A 16,303-nucleotide genomic window follows, 5' to 3' on the forward strand; every position below is an offset into this window, starting at 1 on the left:
TCGGGCTCAGTTCTCCGGGTCCTTGCCCAGGTTCTGGGCCAGGCGGGTCAGGATCGCGACGGCCCGATCGCGGCCGGCCAGGCGGCAGCGGTCGACGGCGGGGCCGATCCGGGCCACCGCCTGCTCGGGCCGGCCGAGCCGGTGGCCTTCGAGCACCGCCGCGATGCGCACGGACTCGGCCCACTCGTCGATCGACCGCGTCCCGCCGCGCTCCCAGGCGATCGAGGCGGCCTCGGTGGCGGCGAGCGCCTCCTCGAACCGGCTCACCGAGCTGAGGATCTGGGTGCGCAGGTCGGCCGTCTGCGCCGTCTCCGGCCAGCGCTGGAACAGGCCGGCGAGCTCCTCGGCGGCGGCCGTCGCGGCGTCCGCCTCGTCGAGGTAGGCCAGCGCCTCCTCGGCTCCGTCGGAGCCCCGCGCCTCCATCACGCCGTTGGCCGCCTGACGCAGCATCGCGCACAGCGCCCCCGCGTTCGGCGCCTGCGCGTGCAGCTCGCGCGCCCGCCCCACCGCGGCCCGAGCCTGCTCGGGCACCTCGGCCGCGAACAGGGCTCCGGCGAGCTCGCAGACGACCAGGGTGCGCACCGCCTGCTCCGGCCAGTCCTCGACGAAGTCGGCGAGCTGGACGAAGATCTCGGCCGCCTGCTTGAACTCGCCCGCGCGCTTGAGCGCCCGGCCGAGGTCCAGCCGCAGCTGGCCCCGCTGTTCCTGGCTCAGCCGCGCCTCGGCCTCCTCGTCGAGCACGGACTCGTAGACCGCGATCGCGTCGATGAGCCGGCCGGTGCCGGCCAGCGCCTCGCCGAGCATGCACCGCGCCACCACGGCGGACTTGGGCCGCCCGTCCCGGTCGAACCGGGCCGCCGCGGCGGTCAGATGGCTGACCGCGGCCGCGGCGTCGTCCGCGTTCAGCCGGTTCCAGGCCAGCTCCATCAGCACCGCGCCGATGTTCGCCCCCGGGTAGGCCCACTCCGTCGCCGCGGCCAGGCCCCGGTGCAGCCGCTCGGCCGCCTCGTCGAGCCGGCCCAGCCGGTTGAGCAGGTGACCGGACTGGACCAGGTGCTCCGCCAGGATCCAGGGCCGCTCGACGCTCTCGGCGAGCGCGAGGGCCTCCTCGGCCAGCGCGAGTGCGTCCTCGATCCGGCCGTCGGACTCCGCCGCGCGCGCCGCCATCGTCCTGGCCACGGCCGCGCGATGGGCCGCTCCGGCCCGGGTCGCCGCCTCGTAGAACCGCGCGAGCTCCTGGTCGAACCGCTCCCGCGCGGCCGTGTCGGCGCCCGCGAAGCCGTCGCTCTCCTGGTCGTCCCGGTCGTCGAGATCGTCCGCCTCGTCGGACCCGGCGGATCCGGCCGTCTTACTCAGGGTGCTGAGTGCGCAGGCGGCCCGGCTGTGCCAGACGATGCAGTAGTCCTCGCTCTCGATGGCGCCCGCGGCGAGCAGCTCCTCGGCCTGAGCGGCCAGTTCGTCGAGCTCGGTCCAGGAGAGGCCGGTCGCGCTCTTCGCCTGCTGGAAGGAGCACCAGGCGGCCCGGGAGCGGCGCGCCACGGCCCGGCCGGGGGCGCCGGCGGACTCGAACAGCTCCGCGGAGCGCCGCAGCAGCTTCTCCGCCTCGCTCCACTGCTCTTCCGGCAGGAGCGCGAAAGCCTCGCGGTCGGCGATCTCGGCGCGCAGCACGTTGTCGAGGTCTGCTTCGCCGGCCCGTTCCGCGACCGCCCGCCACAGCCGATCCTGTTCCGGGCGGCCGCTCTGCAGCGCCGCGCGGGCCTCGGCCAGCAGCACCGCGAACTCCTCGGGCACGGGCGCGACCGGCGCGGCCACCACCGGCGGCGCCACCGGCAGCGGCCGTGCGCGCAGGCCGAGCTCGAGCGGCTGGGCCGTGAGCGGCGGCATCGCGCACCGGGCATGCAGATCGTCGCCGTGGCGGCTGGTGCCGTTGCGCGCGTCGAAGCGCCGGGCCAGCTCCTCGGTCTCCGTCTCGATCTGGGCGAGCAAGTCCGTGGCCGTCACCGTGCGTCCGCCGGGGCCGGGCACCGGGGCCTGCCCGTTGCCCTCCGCGGCCAGCCGCGACAACAGGACCCTGACGCCGCTGAAGAAGGCGAGCCGGGTCTGCGGCGTCGCGGTGGAGTCGAACCGGTACCGGTTCTCCGCCAGCAGTTCCAGGCCGCGCGCGCTGTTACCGGTCAGCGCCAGGAACTCCAGGTGCAGGGCGACCACGTCGTCCATCGACACCTGGCCCTTGGTGGCACGGTAGCCGGAGCGGTGCAGCGAGACGGCCTCGTCCGCCCGGCCCGCGCGCACCAACGGGATCAGCGACCGCGAGATCGTCGCCGCCGGCTCCTCGGCACAGGTGAGCTCGCCCTCGAGCACCGGGGCCCACTCCTTCAGGGCCCGGACGTCGTCGTGGCGCCGCGCCCAGAACTCGCCCCGGTACCGGGCTTCGCAGGCCTCGCAGTCGCTGAACTCGTCCCGCGGCCTGGTCGCCCACAGCTCGTAGGCCAGCTCCGCGCCGACGCCGGTGTGCGCCGCGAGCTTGTACTGCGAGGTGCGCACGGCCTGGAGCGGCTTTTCCGCAGCCCGGTAGCGCTCTTGCATCTGCCCGATCCAGCCCTTGATCGTGGCCAGCGGCACGTCCGGGATCTCCAGCAGCGCCGTCGAGATCCATTTGAAGCACCAGAACAGCCGGTGCTCGGCCCACTCGTCGAAGGCTTCGGGCTTGTCCGCGTACAGCTTCAGGATCCGGCTGAAGAGCACCGGCGCCTTGTGTGTCTCCGCGCCGTACTCATAGGCCGTCAGCAGCTCGAACAGCGAGATGATCAGCGCCCGGTCCAGCTCGTTGCGCTCGGCCTGATCGACCAGCTCCTCGGTGCGGGCCGAACGCGCGGCGCCGTAGGGCTCCTCGCGCAGCCCGCTCAGCTCATGCAGGATGTCCTGCTCGGACCGGCCCGCCTCCGGATCGCTCACCGCTCGTCCCCTCCGATTCTCGACGCGGGCGCTCCGCCGCGTCCGTCGTGCGTGGCGTACTCCAGCAGGCCCAGGAAGGCCCGGTTCAGCTGCGCGTGCTCGGCCGGGCGCAGCGGCCGGCGGCTGAGCAGCAGCGCCTGTCCGTAGAGGCCCTCCACGGCCGAGGCGGCCAGATCGGGATCCTCGATCACGGCGACCCGCCGCACCAGCGGGCACTGGTGGTTGAGCACCAGCTGAGCCCGCGGCGCCGCGCTGCGCAGCGCGCCGAGGATGTCGGCCCACAGGCCGTCAGAGACCGCCTCCTGCTCGGCCCGGCTGCGCTCGTGCCGGGCCTCGCGGTTGTCGATCAGCAGCGCCGGCACCGTCACCGGGTGGAAGCTGCGCAGCACCGTGTCGCAGCCGTAGCGGTCCACCACCTTGCGGGCGAGGTCGAGGAAGGGCGCGGCGGCGAGCTCCACCGCGGGATCGACGCTGTCGAGGTGGGCGGTGACCGTGTCCGGGTCGAGGTCGAGCACGGACACGCCCGGCCGCAGGTGCGGCAGCCGGCGGATCAGGTCGCGGTCGTAGGTGTAGCCGCCGTTGACCACGCCGAGCCCGGCCGCCGCCGCGATCGAGGAGACCTGCCGGAACTCCTCCACCGTCTGGGTGACCAGGATCGTGGGGTGGCTGCGGCAGAACTCGTCGAGGGTGACCGACCCGTCCGTGGTCTCGAACGGCAGCCACGGCAGCAGCGTCGCCAGCAGCTCGTCGTCGTACGCGGCCAGCGCCTTGACCGCGAGATGGTGCGCGGCCAGGAACCGGCCGAGCAGCGCCGGATCGCTCGCCGCCAGGCCGGCCAGCCAGGAGCGCAGCTCCTGTCCGAGCGCGTCCCGTACGGCCGCGAGCGTCTCGTCGTCGTACAGCGCCTCGCGCGAGGCGGTCGGGCGCAGCCCGTCCGAGTCCACCACGCACCGGACGAAGAACGCCCAGTCCGGCAGCAGCTCCGTGGCCTGATCCGAGATCAGCATGCCCTTGAGATGCACGCGGTGGCCGCTGCGCCGGTTGGCCGGCACGGAGGTCGGCAGCACGTACGCCACGCCGCGCAGCCCGACCAGCGGCAGGTTCAGGTCGACCACGTCCAGGGGCTTGAACCCGAACTGGCGCTCGCAGTGCTCTACTAACGCCTCACGCCGCGCGATCGGCGAGCCGTAGGGCCGATCCCACACCGCCGGCGTTTCGGTGATCCGGACCGGTGTGCCGTCCGACCCGATCAGGTTCACCTCGTAACGCAACAGACTGCCGTAGTGGCGCGCGAGCTCGGTCAGCCGAGCGGCGCCGAACCACTCCGCCGAACCCTGCCGCGGCACCAGGGTGACGGTCGTGCCGAACTCGGTGCCCTGCCCGGACAGGGTCCTGATGCTGTAGCGCCCGTCCGCGTAGCCGTGCCACTCCACCGCCGGAGCGTGCGGCTCACGGGCGGAACGGGTCACCACGGTGATCTCGTCCGCGACGACGAAGCAGGCGAGCAGGCCGATGCCGAACTGGCCGACGAAGTCCGAGCGGGTCCGGATCAGGCCGTCCTCGTCGCGCTTCGAGCTGCGCCCGATGGTGGCGAGGAAGCGGTGCACCTCGTCCTCGGTCAGCCCGACGCCGGTGTCGGTCACCGTCAGCGCCTCGCCGGCCCGGATGGTCACCTCGGCCGGCGCCGAGGGATCGAGCAGGCGGCGCGCGGTGATCGCGTCGATGGCGTTCTGCATCAGCTCCCGGATGAACACCCGCGGGCTGGAGTACAGGTGGTGCGAGAGGAGATCGACCATGCCGCGCAGGTCGACCTGGAAGGTGTGCGAGGGTTCGGTTGCGGTCACGAGTGCTCAGCCGTTCCGGTAGGCGAGGGTGCGCAGGCGGTCGTATTCGGCCACCGGCTTGCCGAAGTAGGCCCAGCGGACGCAGACGCCCTCGCTCGCCGCGTAGGCCGCCTTCGCCTCGGGCCACAGGCCGGCGTAGGCGAACGCCCACCCGAACATGTTCGCGGCGGCGTACGGGCTGCGCGGGTTGGGCTTGTAATCCGCGCGGAAGATCGTGCGTTCGGCCAGTTCCTTCAGCTCCGCGCGCGATTCGGCGGACTGGATGAACTTCCGCTCGGGAGTCTCCCGCTCCGTCTCGGAGAAGTGCTCGTAGTAGGCCTGGGGCACCAGGACGCAGAGCATGTCCGCGTGCGGACCGCGCGCGGCCTCGGTGGCGAACTCGTGCATCAGCTCGTGCGACCCGCTCCACTTCTGGCACAGCTGCTGCAGCATGCTCAGATGCACGCCGAGGTGGCCCGGGGAGCGCCGGATCGCGGCCTCGAAGCGCTGCTGCACGATCTCGCGGCCCACTTCCAGGCCCCGGCCCGAATTCATCAGCGAATGCCAGGGAACGACGGACGAGGGGTCCAGCTCCACCGCGGCGTAGAGGTGATCCTCCGCCTCGCGCAGAATCGCGTGGAACTGCTTGAACTGGTCCTGCGTCACGTGCTGCGCGCGCTTGGCGCTGCGCACCTTCCAGGCGGCGTTGACCGTGTGCACGCCGAGCACGGCCCGGGCGAACGCGTCATCAGGGGTCTGCGCGAGCGTATCCGGGAGCCATTCTTCGATCCCGGGCGCCTGCGAGAGCACCGTGTTCGTCAGCGAAGTGAGATCGTGGCCGGCGTAAACGGTCAACGCGGCACGCAGCGCGGGCCAGTCACGGGCCGCGGCGAGCTCCAGCAGCGGCCCTTGCGCCGGATCGCCATTGTCCTCGAGACTGCGCGCCGGGGGCAGATCGAGCGCGGGCTCGGGTCGTGCGGGCGCCGGCGTCTGGGCGGGCTCGCGGTTCTTCTTGTTCTTGCCCAGACCGAACATCGGCACGCGCCATCCCCTCCACCAGACGAGCGTCTGATCCTGTTGAGGGCCCAACGGTACAACAATCGGCTGACAGCGCCGAACGCCTTCTCGCTACTCGTCCTCGCGACCGGTCACCGACACGGCCACCACGCCGAGCACGCTCACCACCACCAGGAACGTGCCCACCGGACGGGTCTCGAAGAACAGCAGCAGCACGCCGATCGACAGCACCGCGTACAGCGCCGACAGCAGATACCTGCGATAGCCCGTCATGCCGCGGCCGGGCCCCGCTCGCGCAGCGACATCAGCACCCGCCAGGCCGCCAGCCAGGTCAGGCACGCGCCGGTCATGTGCAGCAGCACCATCCAGGCCGGCAGGCCGGTGAAGTACTGCGTGTAGCCGAGCACGCCCTGCACGACGAGCACCGCGAACATGTCGCGCACCTTGCCCAGCGTCCGCGGCTGCGCGTCGGTGGCCTTGAGCGCCAGCCACAGCGCGGCGGTCAGACCGACGACGATGAACACGAGGTCGGCGTGCGCCTGGGTGATGTCCATCGCCTTGAACGGCAGCCGCTTGCTCGCGTCCTCCGCGCCCGCGTGCGGGTCGGTGCCGGTGACCAGGGTGCCGACGGCGACCACCGCGCCGGTCGCGACGACCAGCAGCCGGCCCAGCCACAGCAGTTCCCGGCGGGTGAGCAGGCGGACCGGCCCGTCGCCCTCGCGGGAGCGGTGCCAGAGCAGGAACGAGACCGCGATCATGCCCATGGACACGCACATGTGGACCGCGACCCACTCCGGCGCCAGCTTCGTGAGCACCGTGATCCCGCCGATCACGGCCTGCAGCACGACCCCGAGGAACAGCGCCCAGGACAGCTTCACCAGCACCGGCCGCCGCGGCTTCTGGAACATCGCGGCCAGGATGGACAGGCCCACGCCGGCCGAGACCGCGTAGGTCAGCATCCGGTTCGTGAACTCGATGACCGAGTGGTAGCCGAGCGTGGAGACCGGCACCAGCGACCCGCCGGTGCACTCCGGCCAGGTCGGGCAGCCCAGGCCCGAGTTCGTCAGCCGCACCGCGCCGCCCGTGACCACGATCAGGGTATTGGCGACGAGGGCGATCAGGCAGGCCAGCTCGACCTGCCTGGAGGTCGGGCTCCAGTCCCGCAGCCGGCGCCGGCCGGCCGTGCCCGGCGCGGCCGCCTCGCTCTTCGCCGCGATCGTCTCCTGCTGCGTCACCGTGCTACTCCCACTTGAAGGACCGGGCCGCGCCCGCGATGGCCACCAGCGTCCAGACCGCCAGGATCCCCAGCGGCCCCCAGGGCATCGCCGAGCCGTGCTGGAGCACGTCCCGCAGCCCGTCCGTCAGCGCGCTGATCGGCAGGAACTGCAGCGTCTCCTGCGCGCCGTGCCCGAACTTGTCCAGCGGCACCACCACGCCGCCGACCCCGATGAAGATGAGGAAGACGAAGTTGGCCAGGGCCAGCGTCGCCTCCGCCCGCAGCGATCCGGCCAGCCACAGCGCGAGCCCGCTGAACGCGGCCGTGCCCAGGGCCAGCAGCAGCAGCACCGCCAGCGGATCGCCGTGCGGGGACCAGCCCATGGCCAGCGCGATCCCGGCCAGCAGCACCATCTGCACGCACTCGACCATCAGGATGCTCAGCGCCTTGCCGGCCAGCAGCCCCCACCGCGGCAGCGGCGTGGCCCCGAGCCGTTTGAGCACGCTGTAGCGCCGCTCGAAGCCGGTGGCGATCGCCTGGCTGGTGAAGGCGGTGGAGAGCACCGCGGCGCCGATGATGCCGGGCGCGTAGTAGTCGATCCGGCTGCCGCCGCCGCTGATCGTGCCGATCGGCTCGGCCGAGAAGGCGATGAGCATGAGCGCCGGGATGATGATCGCCAGCAGCACCTGCTCGCCGTTGCGCAGCAGCAGCTTCGTCTCGAAGCGCGCCTGGCCCAGGATCATCCGGGCGGCGGGCGCGGGCCGCGGATCCGGCCGGAACGAGCCGGGCGCGGACAGCGGGCGGGCACTCAGAGTTTCGTTCGCGAGATCACTCATGCTGCCACCTCGCTGGCGCTCGGTAGGCCGCATGCGCGACACACTGCGCTCGATGATTCGTTCGCAAGCTCACTCATGGTCAGCGCAGCTCCCTTCCGGTCAGATCGAGGAAGACGTCCTCCAGGCTGCGCTGCTCGATCTGCAGATTACGCGGCATCAGCCCGAGGCTCGCGCACCAGGCGGTGGTCGCCGCGAGCGTGTCCGGCGTGATCGTGCCGGTGACGTGGTAGCTGCCGGCCACCGGCTCGGAGGCCTTGGCGCCGGGCGCGACCGCGATCGAGAGCGCGGTCAGGTCCAGGCCGGCCGGGGCCTCGAACCGGATCGAGTCCTGCTCGCGCGAGTCGTCGGCGAGGCGCTGCGGGGAGTCGTAGGCGATGACCCGGCCCTGGTCGATGATCGCGACCTTGTCGGCGAGCCGTTCCGCCTCGTCCAGCAGGTGCGTGGTCAGCACGATCGTCACGCCGTCGGACCGCAGCTGCTCGATCAGCTCCCAGGTGGCGTGCCGGGCCTGCACGTCCAGCCCGGCGGTGGGCTCGTCCAGGAACACCAGCTCGGGCCGGCCGACCACGGCCAGCGCGAGCGAGAGCCGCTGCTGCTGTCCCCCGGACAGCCGCCGGAACGTGGTCTTGCCGCAGGAGTCGAGGCCGAGCCGGGCGGCCAGCTCGTCCACGTCGAGCGGATGGGCGTAGAGGCCGGCCACGTGCCGGAGCATCTCCATCGCCCGAACGGACTGATAGATACCGCCCGACTGGAGCATCACGCCGATCCGCGGCCGCAGCCGCGCCGCGTCCGCGACCGGGTCGAGCCCGAGCACGCGCACGGTGCCCCCGTCGGGCCTGCGATATCCCTCACAGCACTCGATGGTGGAGGTCTTGCCCGCGCCGTTCGGGCCGAGGACCGCGGTGAGGGTACCGTGGTCCACGGTCAGGTCCAGGCCCTGGACCGCGGTCTTCTCCCCGTACCGCTTCACCAGGCCCGCGATCCGGACGGCGGGTTCGGTCTCGTGCATGGGCGCGAGTCTACGTGGGCCGGCTGGGCGCGAGCGCACCCGGGCGGCTAAGTTCGAAGGGGAGCGGGGGAGGGGCGGTTCGGCGCGCCGGTGATCTTAGGGCAGCCTTAGTTGCCCCTCGGAAGGAATAAGCTCACTATGGTGTTGTGAAAAACGTGGGCGTCCTCGACGAGCAGGAAGAGAGGCAGGCCACCCGGAACAGGGTGGCCCGTTCGATCCTGTCCGAGGGTCCGCGCACCGCGGCGGAGCTGGCCGCCAGCCTCGGCCTGACGCCGGCCGGGATCCGCCGGCACCTCGACGCGCTGCTGGCCGAGGGCCTCGTCGAGGCCCGGGAGCAGCGGGTCTACGGCCACCGCGGCCGCGGCCGCCCGGCCAAGGTCTTCGCCCTGACGGACGCCGGCCGGGCCGTGTTCCACCACGACTACGACGCCCTCGCCGTCGACGCCCTCCGGTTCATCGCGGAGACCGCCGGTGACGACGCGGTCGCCGACTTCGCCCGCCGCCGTTTCGCCGGCCTCGCCGCCCGGTACCAGGCGGCCCTCGCGGCCGCCGATCCGGGCGAGCGCTCCCGGCTGCTGGCCGAGGCGCTGACCGCGGACGGCTACGCCGCTTCCACCCGGGAGCAGGAGGCCGTGCCCGGCGAGCAGCTGTGCCAGCACCACTGCCCCGTCCAACACGTCGCCGAGCAGTTCCCGCAGCTGTGCGAGGTGGAGACGAAGGTCTTCGCCGAACTGCTCGGCACCCACGTCCAGCGCCTGGCCACGATCGCCCACGGCGACGGCGTCTGCACCACGTTCATCCCGCCGTCCGCCGTCACGCGCCAGCGTACGCACGAGTCGGAGCCTGCCCAGCCCGAAGGAGATGCTTCCGCATGACCACTACTCACGACGAGCTCGCCGGCCTCGGCAACTACGAGTTCGGCTGGGCCGACCCGGACGTCGCCGGCGCCACGGCCAAGCGCGGACTGAGCGAGGAAGTGGTCCGGGAGATCTCGGCCCTCAAGAACGAGCCGCAGTGGATGCTCGACTTCCGGCTCAAGGCGCTGCGCCTGTTCGAGCGCAAGCCCATGCCGAACTGGGGCGCCGACCTGAGTGGCATCGACTTCGACAACATCAAGTACTTCGTGCGCGCCACGGACAAGCAGGTCAACTCCTGGGACGACCTGCCCATGGACATCAAGAACACCTACGACAAGCTGGGCATCCCGGAGGCCGAGAAGCAGCGGCTGCTCTCCGGCGTGGCCGCGCAGTACGAGTCGGAGACGGTCTACCACTCGATCAACGAGGACCTCGAGCGCCAGGGCGTGATCTTCCTGGACACCGACACCGCGCTGCGCGAGCACGAGGACCTGTTCCGCGAGCACTTCGCCAGCGTGATCCCGTCCGGCGACAACAAGTTCGCCGCGCTCAACTCGGCGGTCTGGTCCGGCGGCTCGTTCATCTACGTCCCCAAGGGCGTGCACGTGGAGATCCCGCTGCAGGCCTACTTCCGGATCAACACCGAGAACATGGGCCAGTTCGAGCGGACCCTGATCATCGCGGACGAGGGCTCCTACGTGCACTACCTCGAGGGCTGCACCGCGCCGATCTACAGCTCGGACTCGCTGCACTCCGCGGTGGTCGAGATCATCGTGAAGAAGGGCGCCCGGGCCCGCTACACGACCATCCAGAACTGGTCGAACAACGTCTACAACCTGGTCACCAAGCGCGCCGCGGCGCACGAGGGCGCGACCATGGAGTGGATCGACGGCAACCTCGGCTCCAAGGTCACCATGAAGTACCCGGCCGTGTGGCTGCTCGGCGAGCACGCCAAGGGCGAGACGCTCTCGATCGCCTTCGCCGGCCCCGGCCAGCACCAGGACGCCGGCTCCAAGATGGTGCACGCCGCGCCGAACACCTCCTCGAACATCGTCTCCAAGTCGGTGGCGCGCGGCGGCGGACGCACCTCGTACCGCGGCCTGGTGCAGATCCAGGAGGGCGCGCAGCACGCGAAGTCCAGCGTGAAGTGCGACGCCCTGCTGGTCGACACCATCTCCCGCTCCGACACGTACCCCTACGTGGACGTGCGCGAGGACGACGTGACCATGGGCCACGAGGCCACCGTCTCCAAGGTCTCCGAGGACCAGCTGTTCTACCTGATGAGCCGCGGCCTGACCGAGGACGAGGCGATGGCGATGATCGTGCGCGGCTTCGTCGAGCCGATCGCCAAGGAGCTCCCGATGGAGTACGCGCTGGAGCTCAACCGGCTGATCGAGCTGCAGATGGAAGGCGCGGTCGGCTGACCCCGAGCGCCTCGGCGTGTCCCTCGTCCCCGGCCACCTCTCGCTTCACCAGAAAGAACACTGATGTCACAGCCTGAGCAGTCCAAGGGCGCGACCACCGCGGCGGCCGTGTCCGTCGCGGGCCCGGGTGCTGGCGCTCCGCTCGCCGGACCCGGCACCGGACGCACCCACTCCGAAGTGCTCGCCTCCCGCGGCGAGCGGCCGACCTCGTACGATCCGGCCGACTTCGCCGCGCTGACCGGGCGCGAGGAGGACTGGCGCTTCACCCCGCTCAAGCGGATCGGCCGGCTGCACGAGGGAGCGCCCGCGGACGGCACGGACAAGGTCGAGCTGAGCCTGCCCGAGGGCGTCAGCGTCGAGCAGGTCGGGCCGCAGGACCCGCGCGCCGGCAAGGCCGGCGCGCCGATCGACCTGGTCGCCGCCCGCGCGTACGCCGCGGTCGAGCAGACCACGGTGATCACCGTGGCCAAGGAGACCGTGCTGACCGAGCCGCTGCGGGTGGACGTGCACGGCGAGGGCGGCACCGCGTACGCGCACCTGGTCTTCGACGTCAAGCCGTTCGCCGAGGCCGTGATCGTGCTGGTGCACACCGGCACCGGCGCCCGCGCCGCGAACGTGGACCTCATCGCCGGCGACGGCGCGAACGTGACCTTCGTCTCGGTGCAGGACTGGGACCGCGACGCGATCCACCTGGCCCAGCAGAACACGCTGGTCGGCCGGGACGCCACCGTGAAGTCGGTGAACGTCACCTTCGGCGGCGACCTGGTCCGGATCACCCCGAACGTGCGCTACAGCGCTCCCGGCGGCGACGTCGAGCTGCTCGGCCTGTACTTCGCCGACGACGGCCAGCACCTCGAGCACCGGCTCTTCGTCGACCACTCGGTGCCCAACTGCCGCTCGCACGTGACCTACAAGGGCGCGCTGCAGGGCGAGCAGGCGCACACGGTGTGGGTCGGGGACGTGCTGATCCGCGCGAACGCCGAGGGCACCGACACCTACGAGCTCAACCGGAACCTGCTGCTGACCGACGGCGCCCGCGCCGACTCCGTGCCGAACCTCGAGATCGAGACCGGCGAGATCGTCGGGGCCGGCCACGCCTCGGCCACCGGCCGGTTCGACGACGAGCAGCTCTTCTACCTCCAGGCCCGCGGCATCCGCGAGGACGAGGCCCGCCGCCTGGTCGTGCGCGGCTTCTTCGCCGACGTCGTGCGCCGGATCGGCGTCCCGGACCTCGAAGAGCGGCTGATGGCCAAGGTCGAGCAGGAGCTGGCCCGATGAGCCGTCAGCCCGAGTGGCACGCCGTCGGCGCGCTCGCCGACTTCGAAGAGGACAAGCCGGAACGCTGCGAGGTCGAGGACGTCGCCGTGATGGTGGTGCGCACCTCCGGGGGTGAGGTGCACGCGCTCTTCGACACCTGCTCGCACGCCGAGGTGCCGCTGTCCGAGGGCGAGATCGTCGACGGCGAGATCGAGTGCTGGCTGCACGGCTCGACCTTCAACCTGAGCACCGGCAAGCCGTCCTGCCTTCCGGCCGTGGACCCGGTGCCCGTCTACCCGACCAAGATCGAAGGCGATGTCGTCTACGTCGCCACGAATGTGGAGCTCTAACCCATGGCTACTCTGGAAATCCGCGACCTGCACGTCTCCGTCGACGCCGAGGGTGAGCCCAAGGAGATCCTCAAGGGCGTCGACCTGACGGTCCGCCAGGGCGAGACCCACGCGATCATGGGCCCCAACGGCTCCGGCAAGTCGACCCTGGCCTACTCCATCGCCGGCCACCCGAAGTACACCGTGACCGGCGGCCAGGTGCTGCTCGACGGCCAGGACGTGCTCTCGATGACCGTGGACGAGCGGGCCCGGGCGGGCCTGTTCCTGGCGATGCAGTACCCGGTCGAGGTCCCCGGCGTGTCGGTGGCCAACTTCCTGCGCACCAGCGCCACCGCGATCCGGGGCGAGTCGCCCAAGCTGCGCACCTGGGTCAAGGAGGTCAACGCCGCGATGACCCAGCTGCAGATGGACCCGGCCTTCGCCGAGCGCTCGGTGAACGAGGGCTTCTCCGGCGGTGAGAAGAAGCGGCACGAGATCCTGCAGCTCGAGCTGCTCAAGCCGAAGATCGCGCTGCTCGACGAGACCGACTCCGGCCTCGACGTGGACGCGCTGCGGATCGTGTCCGAGGGCGTCAACCGGGTGCGCGAGACCGGCGACGTCGGCACGCTGCTGATCACCCACTACACCCGCATCCTCAAGTACATCCGGCCCGACTTCGTGCACGTCTTCGCGAACGGCCGGATCGTCGAGTCCGGCGGCGCGGAGCTGGCCCAGGTGCTCGAGGACGAGGGCTACGAGAAGTACACCGGTGTGGGGGCCGAGGACGACATCAAGGCGGGTGCCTGACATGACTGTGGATCTCAAGAGCCCCCCCGCGGGCGTCGTACCGCCGGGCACAGGCCTCGACCTCGAGCGGATCCGCAAGGACTTCCCGATCCTCGAGCGCAGGGTCGGCGACGACCGTCCGCTGGTCTACCTCGACTCGGCCGCGTCCTCGCAGAAGCCGCGGCAGGTCATCGACGCGATGGCGGACTACTACGCGAACCACCACGCGAACGTCCACCGCGGCGTGCACGCGCTGGCCGAGGAGGCCACCGCGCTCTACGAGGGCGCCCGGGACAAGGTCGCGGCGTTCATCAACGCGCCGGACCGCAACGAGGTGATCTTCACCAAGAACTCCTCGGAGGCGCTCAACCTGGTGGCGAGCGTGCTCGGCTGGGCCGGCGAGCCGTACGGCCTGGGCAAGGGCGACCGCGTGGTGATCACCCAGATGGAGCACCACTCGAACATCGTCCCGTGGCAGCTGACCACGCAGCGCACCGGCGCGGAGCTGGCCTGGCTGGGCCTGACCGACGACGGGCGGCTGGACCTGAGCAACCTCGACGAGGTCATCGACGAGCACACCAAGGTCGTCTCCGTGGTGCACGTCTCGAACATCCTCGGCACGATCAACCCGCTCGAGCGGATCGTCCGGCGCGCCCACGACGTCGGCGCCCTCGTGGTCGTCGACGCCTCGCAGTCCGCGCCGCACCTGCCGCTGGACGTGCAGGCGCTCGGGGCCGACTTCGTCGCCTTCACCGGCCACAAGATGCTCGGCCCGACCGGCATCGGCGTCCTGTGGGGCCGGGCCGAGCTGCTCAACGAGCTGCCGCCGTTCCTCGGCGGCGGCGAGATGGTCGGCGTGGTCACCATGGAGGGCTCCACCTACGCCCCGATCCCGCACAAGTACGAGGCCGGCACGATGCCGATCGCCGAGGCGGTCGGGCTGGGCGCGGCGGTGGACTACCTGACCGCCCTGGGCATGGAGAACGTCGCCCGGCACGAGCACGAGATCGTCGAGTACGCCCTCGAGCGGCTCGGCGGCGTCGAGGGCCTGCGCATCATCGGCTCGAGCGACCCGGAACATCACGGGGCCGCGATCTCGTTCATCCTCTCGGTGGAGGGACTCGGCGAGGTCCACCCGCACGACGTCGGCCAGGTGCTCGACGAGCAGGGCATCGCCGTCCGGGTCGGCCAGCACTGCGCCCGGCCGGTGTGCGTGCGCTACGGCATCCCTGCCACCACGCGCGCCTCGTTCTCGGTCTACACCACGAAGGCCGAGATCGACGCGCTGGTGGACGGGCTCGAACAGGTGAAGCGGTTCTTCGGAGCCTGAACAAGGGAGAGGAGGGTGAGGGCGTGAAGCTGGAGTCGATGTACCAGGAGATCATCCTGGACCACTACCGCAACCCGCACCACAAGGGCCTGCGCGACGATTTCGGCGCCGAGGTCCACCACATCAACCCCACCTGCGGCGACGAGGTGACGCTGCGCGTGCACCTGGACGACGGCAGCAGGGGTGGGCAGGCCGTCATCAAGGACGTCTCGTACGAGTCGCAGGGCTGCTCGATCTCGCAGGCCTCGGCCTCGGTGCTGGCCGACCTGGTGATCGGCAAGAACGTGTCCGAGGCGTTCGAGCTGCACGAGGCGTTCCTGGAGCTGATGCAGTCCAAGGGCGAGCAGGAGGGGGACGAGGACGTGCTCGAGGACGCGGTGGCTTTCGCCGGCGTCTCGAAGTTCCCGGCCCGGGTCAAGTGCGCCCTGCTGTCTTGGATGGCCCTGAAGGACGCGACCGCGCAGGCGCTGGCGCGCAGCACGAAGGAGAGTTGAGCAGTGAGCGAGCAGCAGACGCAGCAGCAGGAGCCGGCGGCCGGTGTCGCGGCCGTGGAGGACGTCGAGGAGGCCCTGCGCGACGTCGTCGACCCCGAGCTCGGCATCAACGTCGTGGACCTGGGCCTGATCTACGGCCTGACCGTGGACGAGGGCAACGTCGCGATCATCGACATGACGCTGACCTCCGCCGCGTGCCCGCTGCAGGACGTGATCGAGGATCAGATCCGCAGCGCCACAGCCGATCTGGTCACCGACTTCCGGGTGAACTGGGTGTGGATGCCGCCGTGGGGCCCGGACAAGATCACCGATGACGGCCGGGACCAGCTCCGGGCGCTCGGCTTCAACGTCTGACGCTCCGGCGTCAGACCGGGCCGGGCACCGGCCCGGTTGATCGTCGCGCGGGCAGATGGCAGGATCCTGTCATGCCCAAGCTGACCAGACCGCACGCCCGTTTCCACGCCTCCTTCCTCGCCACGCTCGCCGAGTTCCGAGCGGCGGGGCCGCTTTCCGACTGGGCCGCGCGCATCGATCACGAGGCGGTGCGCGCCCCCTCGGGATTCTCGGCGTACATCGACAGCCTGCACGCGCGGCGCACGCCCGACTCGGTCGCGGCCGAGGGGCCGGTGCCCGAGTCGAGTCTCTTCTGGTCCGAGGGCGACGAGTTCCTGGGCCGGATAGCCATCCGGCACCGGCTCAACTCCCGGCTCGAGGTCATGGGCGGCCACATCGGATACGTGATCCGGCCGGGCGCGCAGGGGCGTGGGCATGCCACGGCACTGCTGCTCGCCGCGATGCCCGTCGCCTACGCGTTGGGCGTCGACGACGCTTTGCTGACAACGGATCCCGACAATCACGCTTCGCGCCGGGTGATAGAGAAGTGCGGTGGCCGGCTCGTCGATCAGAAGCCTGGTCACTGCTACTACCGCCTGCGTACCGGTCCCGGCGCGTGATGCGGGCAGCGGCTCGC

The 16,303-nt window shown here is 71.2% G+C and carries 16 protein-coding genes; 9 read left to right on the plus strand and 7 right to left on the minus strand.

Features of this window, described 5'->3' with window-relative positions; genetic code table 11:
* Nucleotides 1–6 precede the first annotated feature (6 nt).
* The 7 genes from ACTRO_RS32920 to ACTRO_RS32945 form a co-directional block, all read right to left on the minus strand.
* Entirely contained in the window at nucleotides 7–2,955 is a 2,949-nt protein-coding gene (locus ACTRO_RS32920; RefSeq protein WP_051451742.1) for a hypothetical protein, read from the minus strand.
* On the minus strand, nucleotides 2,952–4,751 hold the full coding sequence (locus ACTRO_RS32925) for an HSP90 family protein (protein WP_211244770.1): 1,800 nt from the start codon (nucleotides 4,749–4,751) through the stop codon (nucleotides 2,952–2,954). The genes ACTRO_RS32920 and ACTRO_RS32925 overlap by 4 nt, the downstream gene beginning before the upstream one ends.
* A gap of 54 nt (nucleotides 4,752–4,805) precedes the next feature.
* The gene (locus tag ACTRO_RS32930; protein ID WP_157436575.1) at nucleotides 4,806–5,819 is read right to left on the minus strand and encodes a DUF4034 domain-containing protein; all 1,014 of its coding nucleotides are present in this window, start codon (nucleotides 5,817–5,819) and stop codon (nucleotides 4,806–4,808) included.
* An 87-nt stretch (nucleotides 5,820–5,906) separates the two neighbouring features.
* Nucleotides 5,907–6,068 (minus strand): hypothetical protein, encoded by a 162-nt coding sequence (locus tag ACTRO_RS47655; RefSeq protein WP_157436576.1) that lies wholly within the window; start codon nucleotides 6,066–6,068, stop codon nucleotides 5,907–5,909.
* Nucleotides 6,065–7,030: a COX15/CtaA family protein gene (locus ACTRO_RS32935; protein WP_211244485.1), complete on the minus strand. Its 966-nt coding sequence runs from the start codon at nucleotides 7,028–7,030 to the stop codon at nucleotides 6,065–6,067. Before ACTRO_RS32935 ends, ACTRO_RS47655 begins: the two co-directional genes overlap by 4 nt.
* 4 nt (nucleotides 7,031–7,034) lie before the next feature.
* Nucleotides 7,035–7,847, minus strand: a complete 813-nt coding sequence (locus tag ACTRO_RS32940) for an ABC transporter permease (protein WP_051451744.1) — start codon at nucleotides 7,845–7,847, stop codon at nucleotides 7,035–7,037.
* Nucleotides 7,848–7,926: 79 nt separating this feature from the next.
* Nucleotides 7,927–8,856, minus strand: a complete 930-nt coding sequence (locus ACTRO_RS32945; RefSeq protein ID WP_034269486.1) for an ABC transporter ATP-binding protein — start codon at nucleotides 8,854–8,856, stop codon at nucleotides 7,927–7,929.
* A gap of 146 nt (nucleotides 8,857–9,002) precedes the next feature.
* On the opposite strand from ACTRO_RS32945, the gene ACTRO_RS32950 reads away from it, so the two are divergent.
* From ACTRO_RS32950 to ACTRO_RS32990, 9 genes are all read left to right on the plus strand, one after another.
* Nucleotides 9,003–9,731 (plus strand): helix-turn-helix transcriptional regulator, encoded by a 729-nt coding sequence (locus tag ACTRO_RS32950; RefSeq protein ID WP_051451745.1) that lies wholly within the window; start codon nucleotides 9,003–9,005, stop codon nucleotides 9,729–9,731.
* Entirely contained in the window at nucleotides 9,728–11,137 is a 1,410-nt protein-coding gene (gene sufB / locus ACTRO_RS32955) for a Fe-S cluster assembly protein SufB (protein WP_034269489.1), read from the plus strand. The genes ACTRO_RS32950 and sufB overlap by 4 nt, the downstream gene beginning before the upstream one ends.
* A 63-nt stretch (nucleotides 11,138–11,200) precedes the next feature.
* Nucleotides 11,201–12,415 carry a Fe-S cluster assembly protein SufD gene (gene sufD / locus ACTRO_RS32960; protein ID WP_034269492.1) on the plus strand — a complete coding sequence of 405 codons (1,215 nt, stop codon included), beginning with the start codon at nucleotides 11,201–11,203 and terminating at the stop codon, nucleotides 12,413–12,415.
* Nucleotides 12,412–12,744 carry a non-heme iron oxygenase ferredoxin subunit gene (locus ACTRO_RS32965; RefSeq protein ID WP_034269495.1) on the plus strand — a complete coding sequence of 111 codons (333 nt, stop codon included), beginning with the start codon at nucleotides 12,412–12,414 and terminating at the stop codon, nucleotides 12,742–12,744. Before sufD ends, ACTRO_RS32965 begins: the two co-directional genes overlap by 4 nt.
* A gap of 3 nt (nucleotides 12,745–12,747) precedes the next feature.
* On the plus strand, nucleotides 12,748–13,530 hold the full coding sequence (sufC, locus tag ACTRO_RS32970) for a Fe-S cluster assembly ATPase SufC (RefSeq protein ID WP_034269498.1): 783 nt from the start codon (nucleotides 12,748–12,750) through the stop codon (nucleotides 13,528–13,530).
* A 1-nt stretch (nucleotide 13,531) separates the two neighbouring features.
* On the plus strand, nucleotides 13,532–14,839 hold the full coding sequence (locus tag ACTRO_RS32975) for a cysteine desulfurase (RefSeq protein ID WP_051451746.1): 1,308 nt from the start codon (nucleotides 13,532–13,534) through the stop codon (nucleotides 14,837–14,839).
* Nucleotides 14,840–14,862: 23 nt separating this feature from the next.
* Complete coding sequence (gene sufU / locus ACTRO_RS32980) at nucleotides 14,863–15,333, plus strand: Fe-S cluster assembly sulfur transfer protein SufU (protein ID WP_034269501.1); 471 nt, start codon at nucleotides 14,863–14,865, stop codon at nucleotides 15,331–15,333.
* Between the two features lie 3 nt (nucleotides 15,334–15,336).
* Nucleotides 15,337–15,687, plus strand: coding sequence for an iron-sulfur cluster assembly protein (locus ACTRO_RS32985; protein WP_051451747.1), 351 nt, complete (start codon nucleotides 15,337–15,339; stop codon nucleotides 15,685–15,687).
* 71 nt (nucleotides 15,688–15,758) lie between these two features.
* On the plus strand, nucleotides 15,759–16,286 hold the full coding sequence (locus ACTRO_RS32990) for a GNAT family N-acetyltransferase (protein ID WP_034269504.1): 528 nt from the start codon (nucleotides 15,759–15,761) through the stop codon (nucleotides 16,284–16,286).
* Nucleotides 16,287–16,303 lie beyond the last annotated feature (17 nt).

Origin of the sequence: Actinospica robiniae DSM 44927 (genome assembly GCF_000504285.1) — a bacterium.
Classification (GTDB): Bacteria; Actinomycetota; Actinomycetes; order Streptomycetales; family Catenulisporaceae; genus Actinospica; species Actinospica robiniae.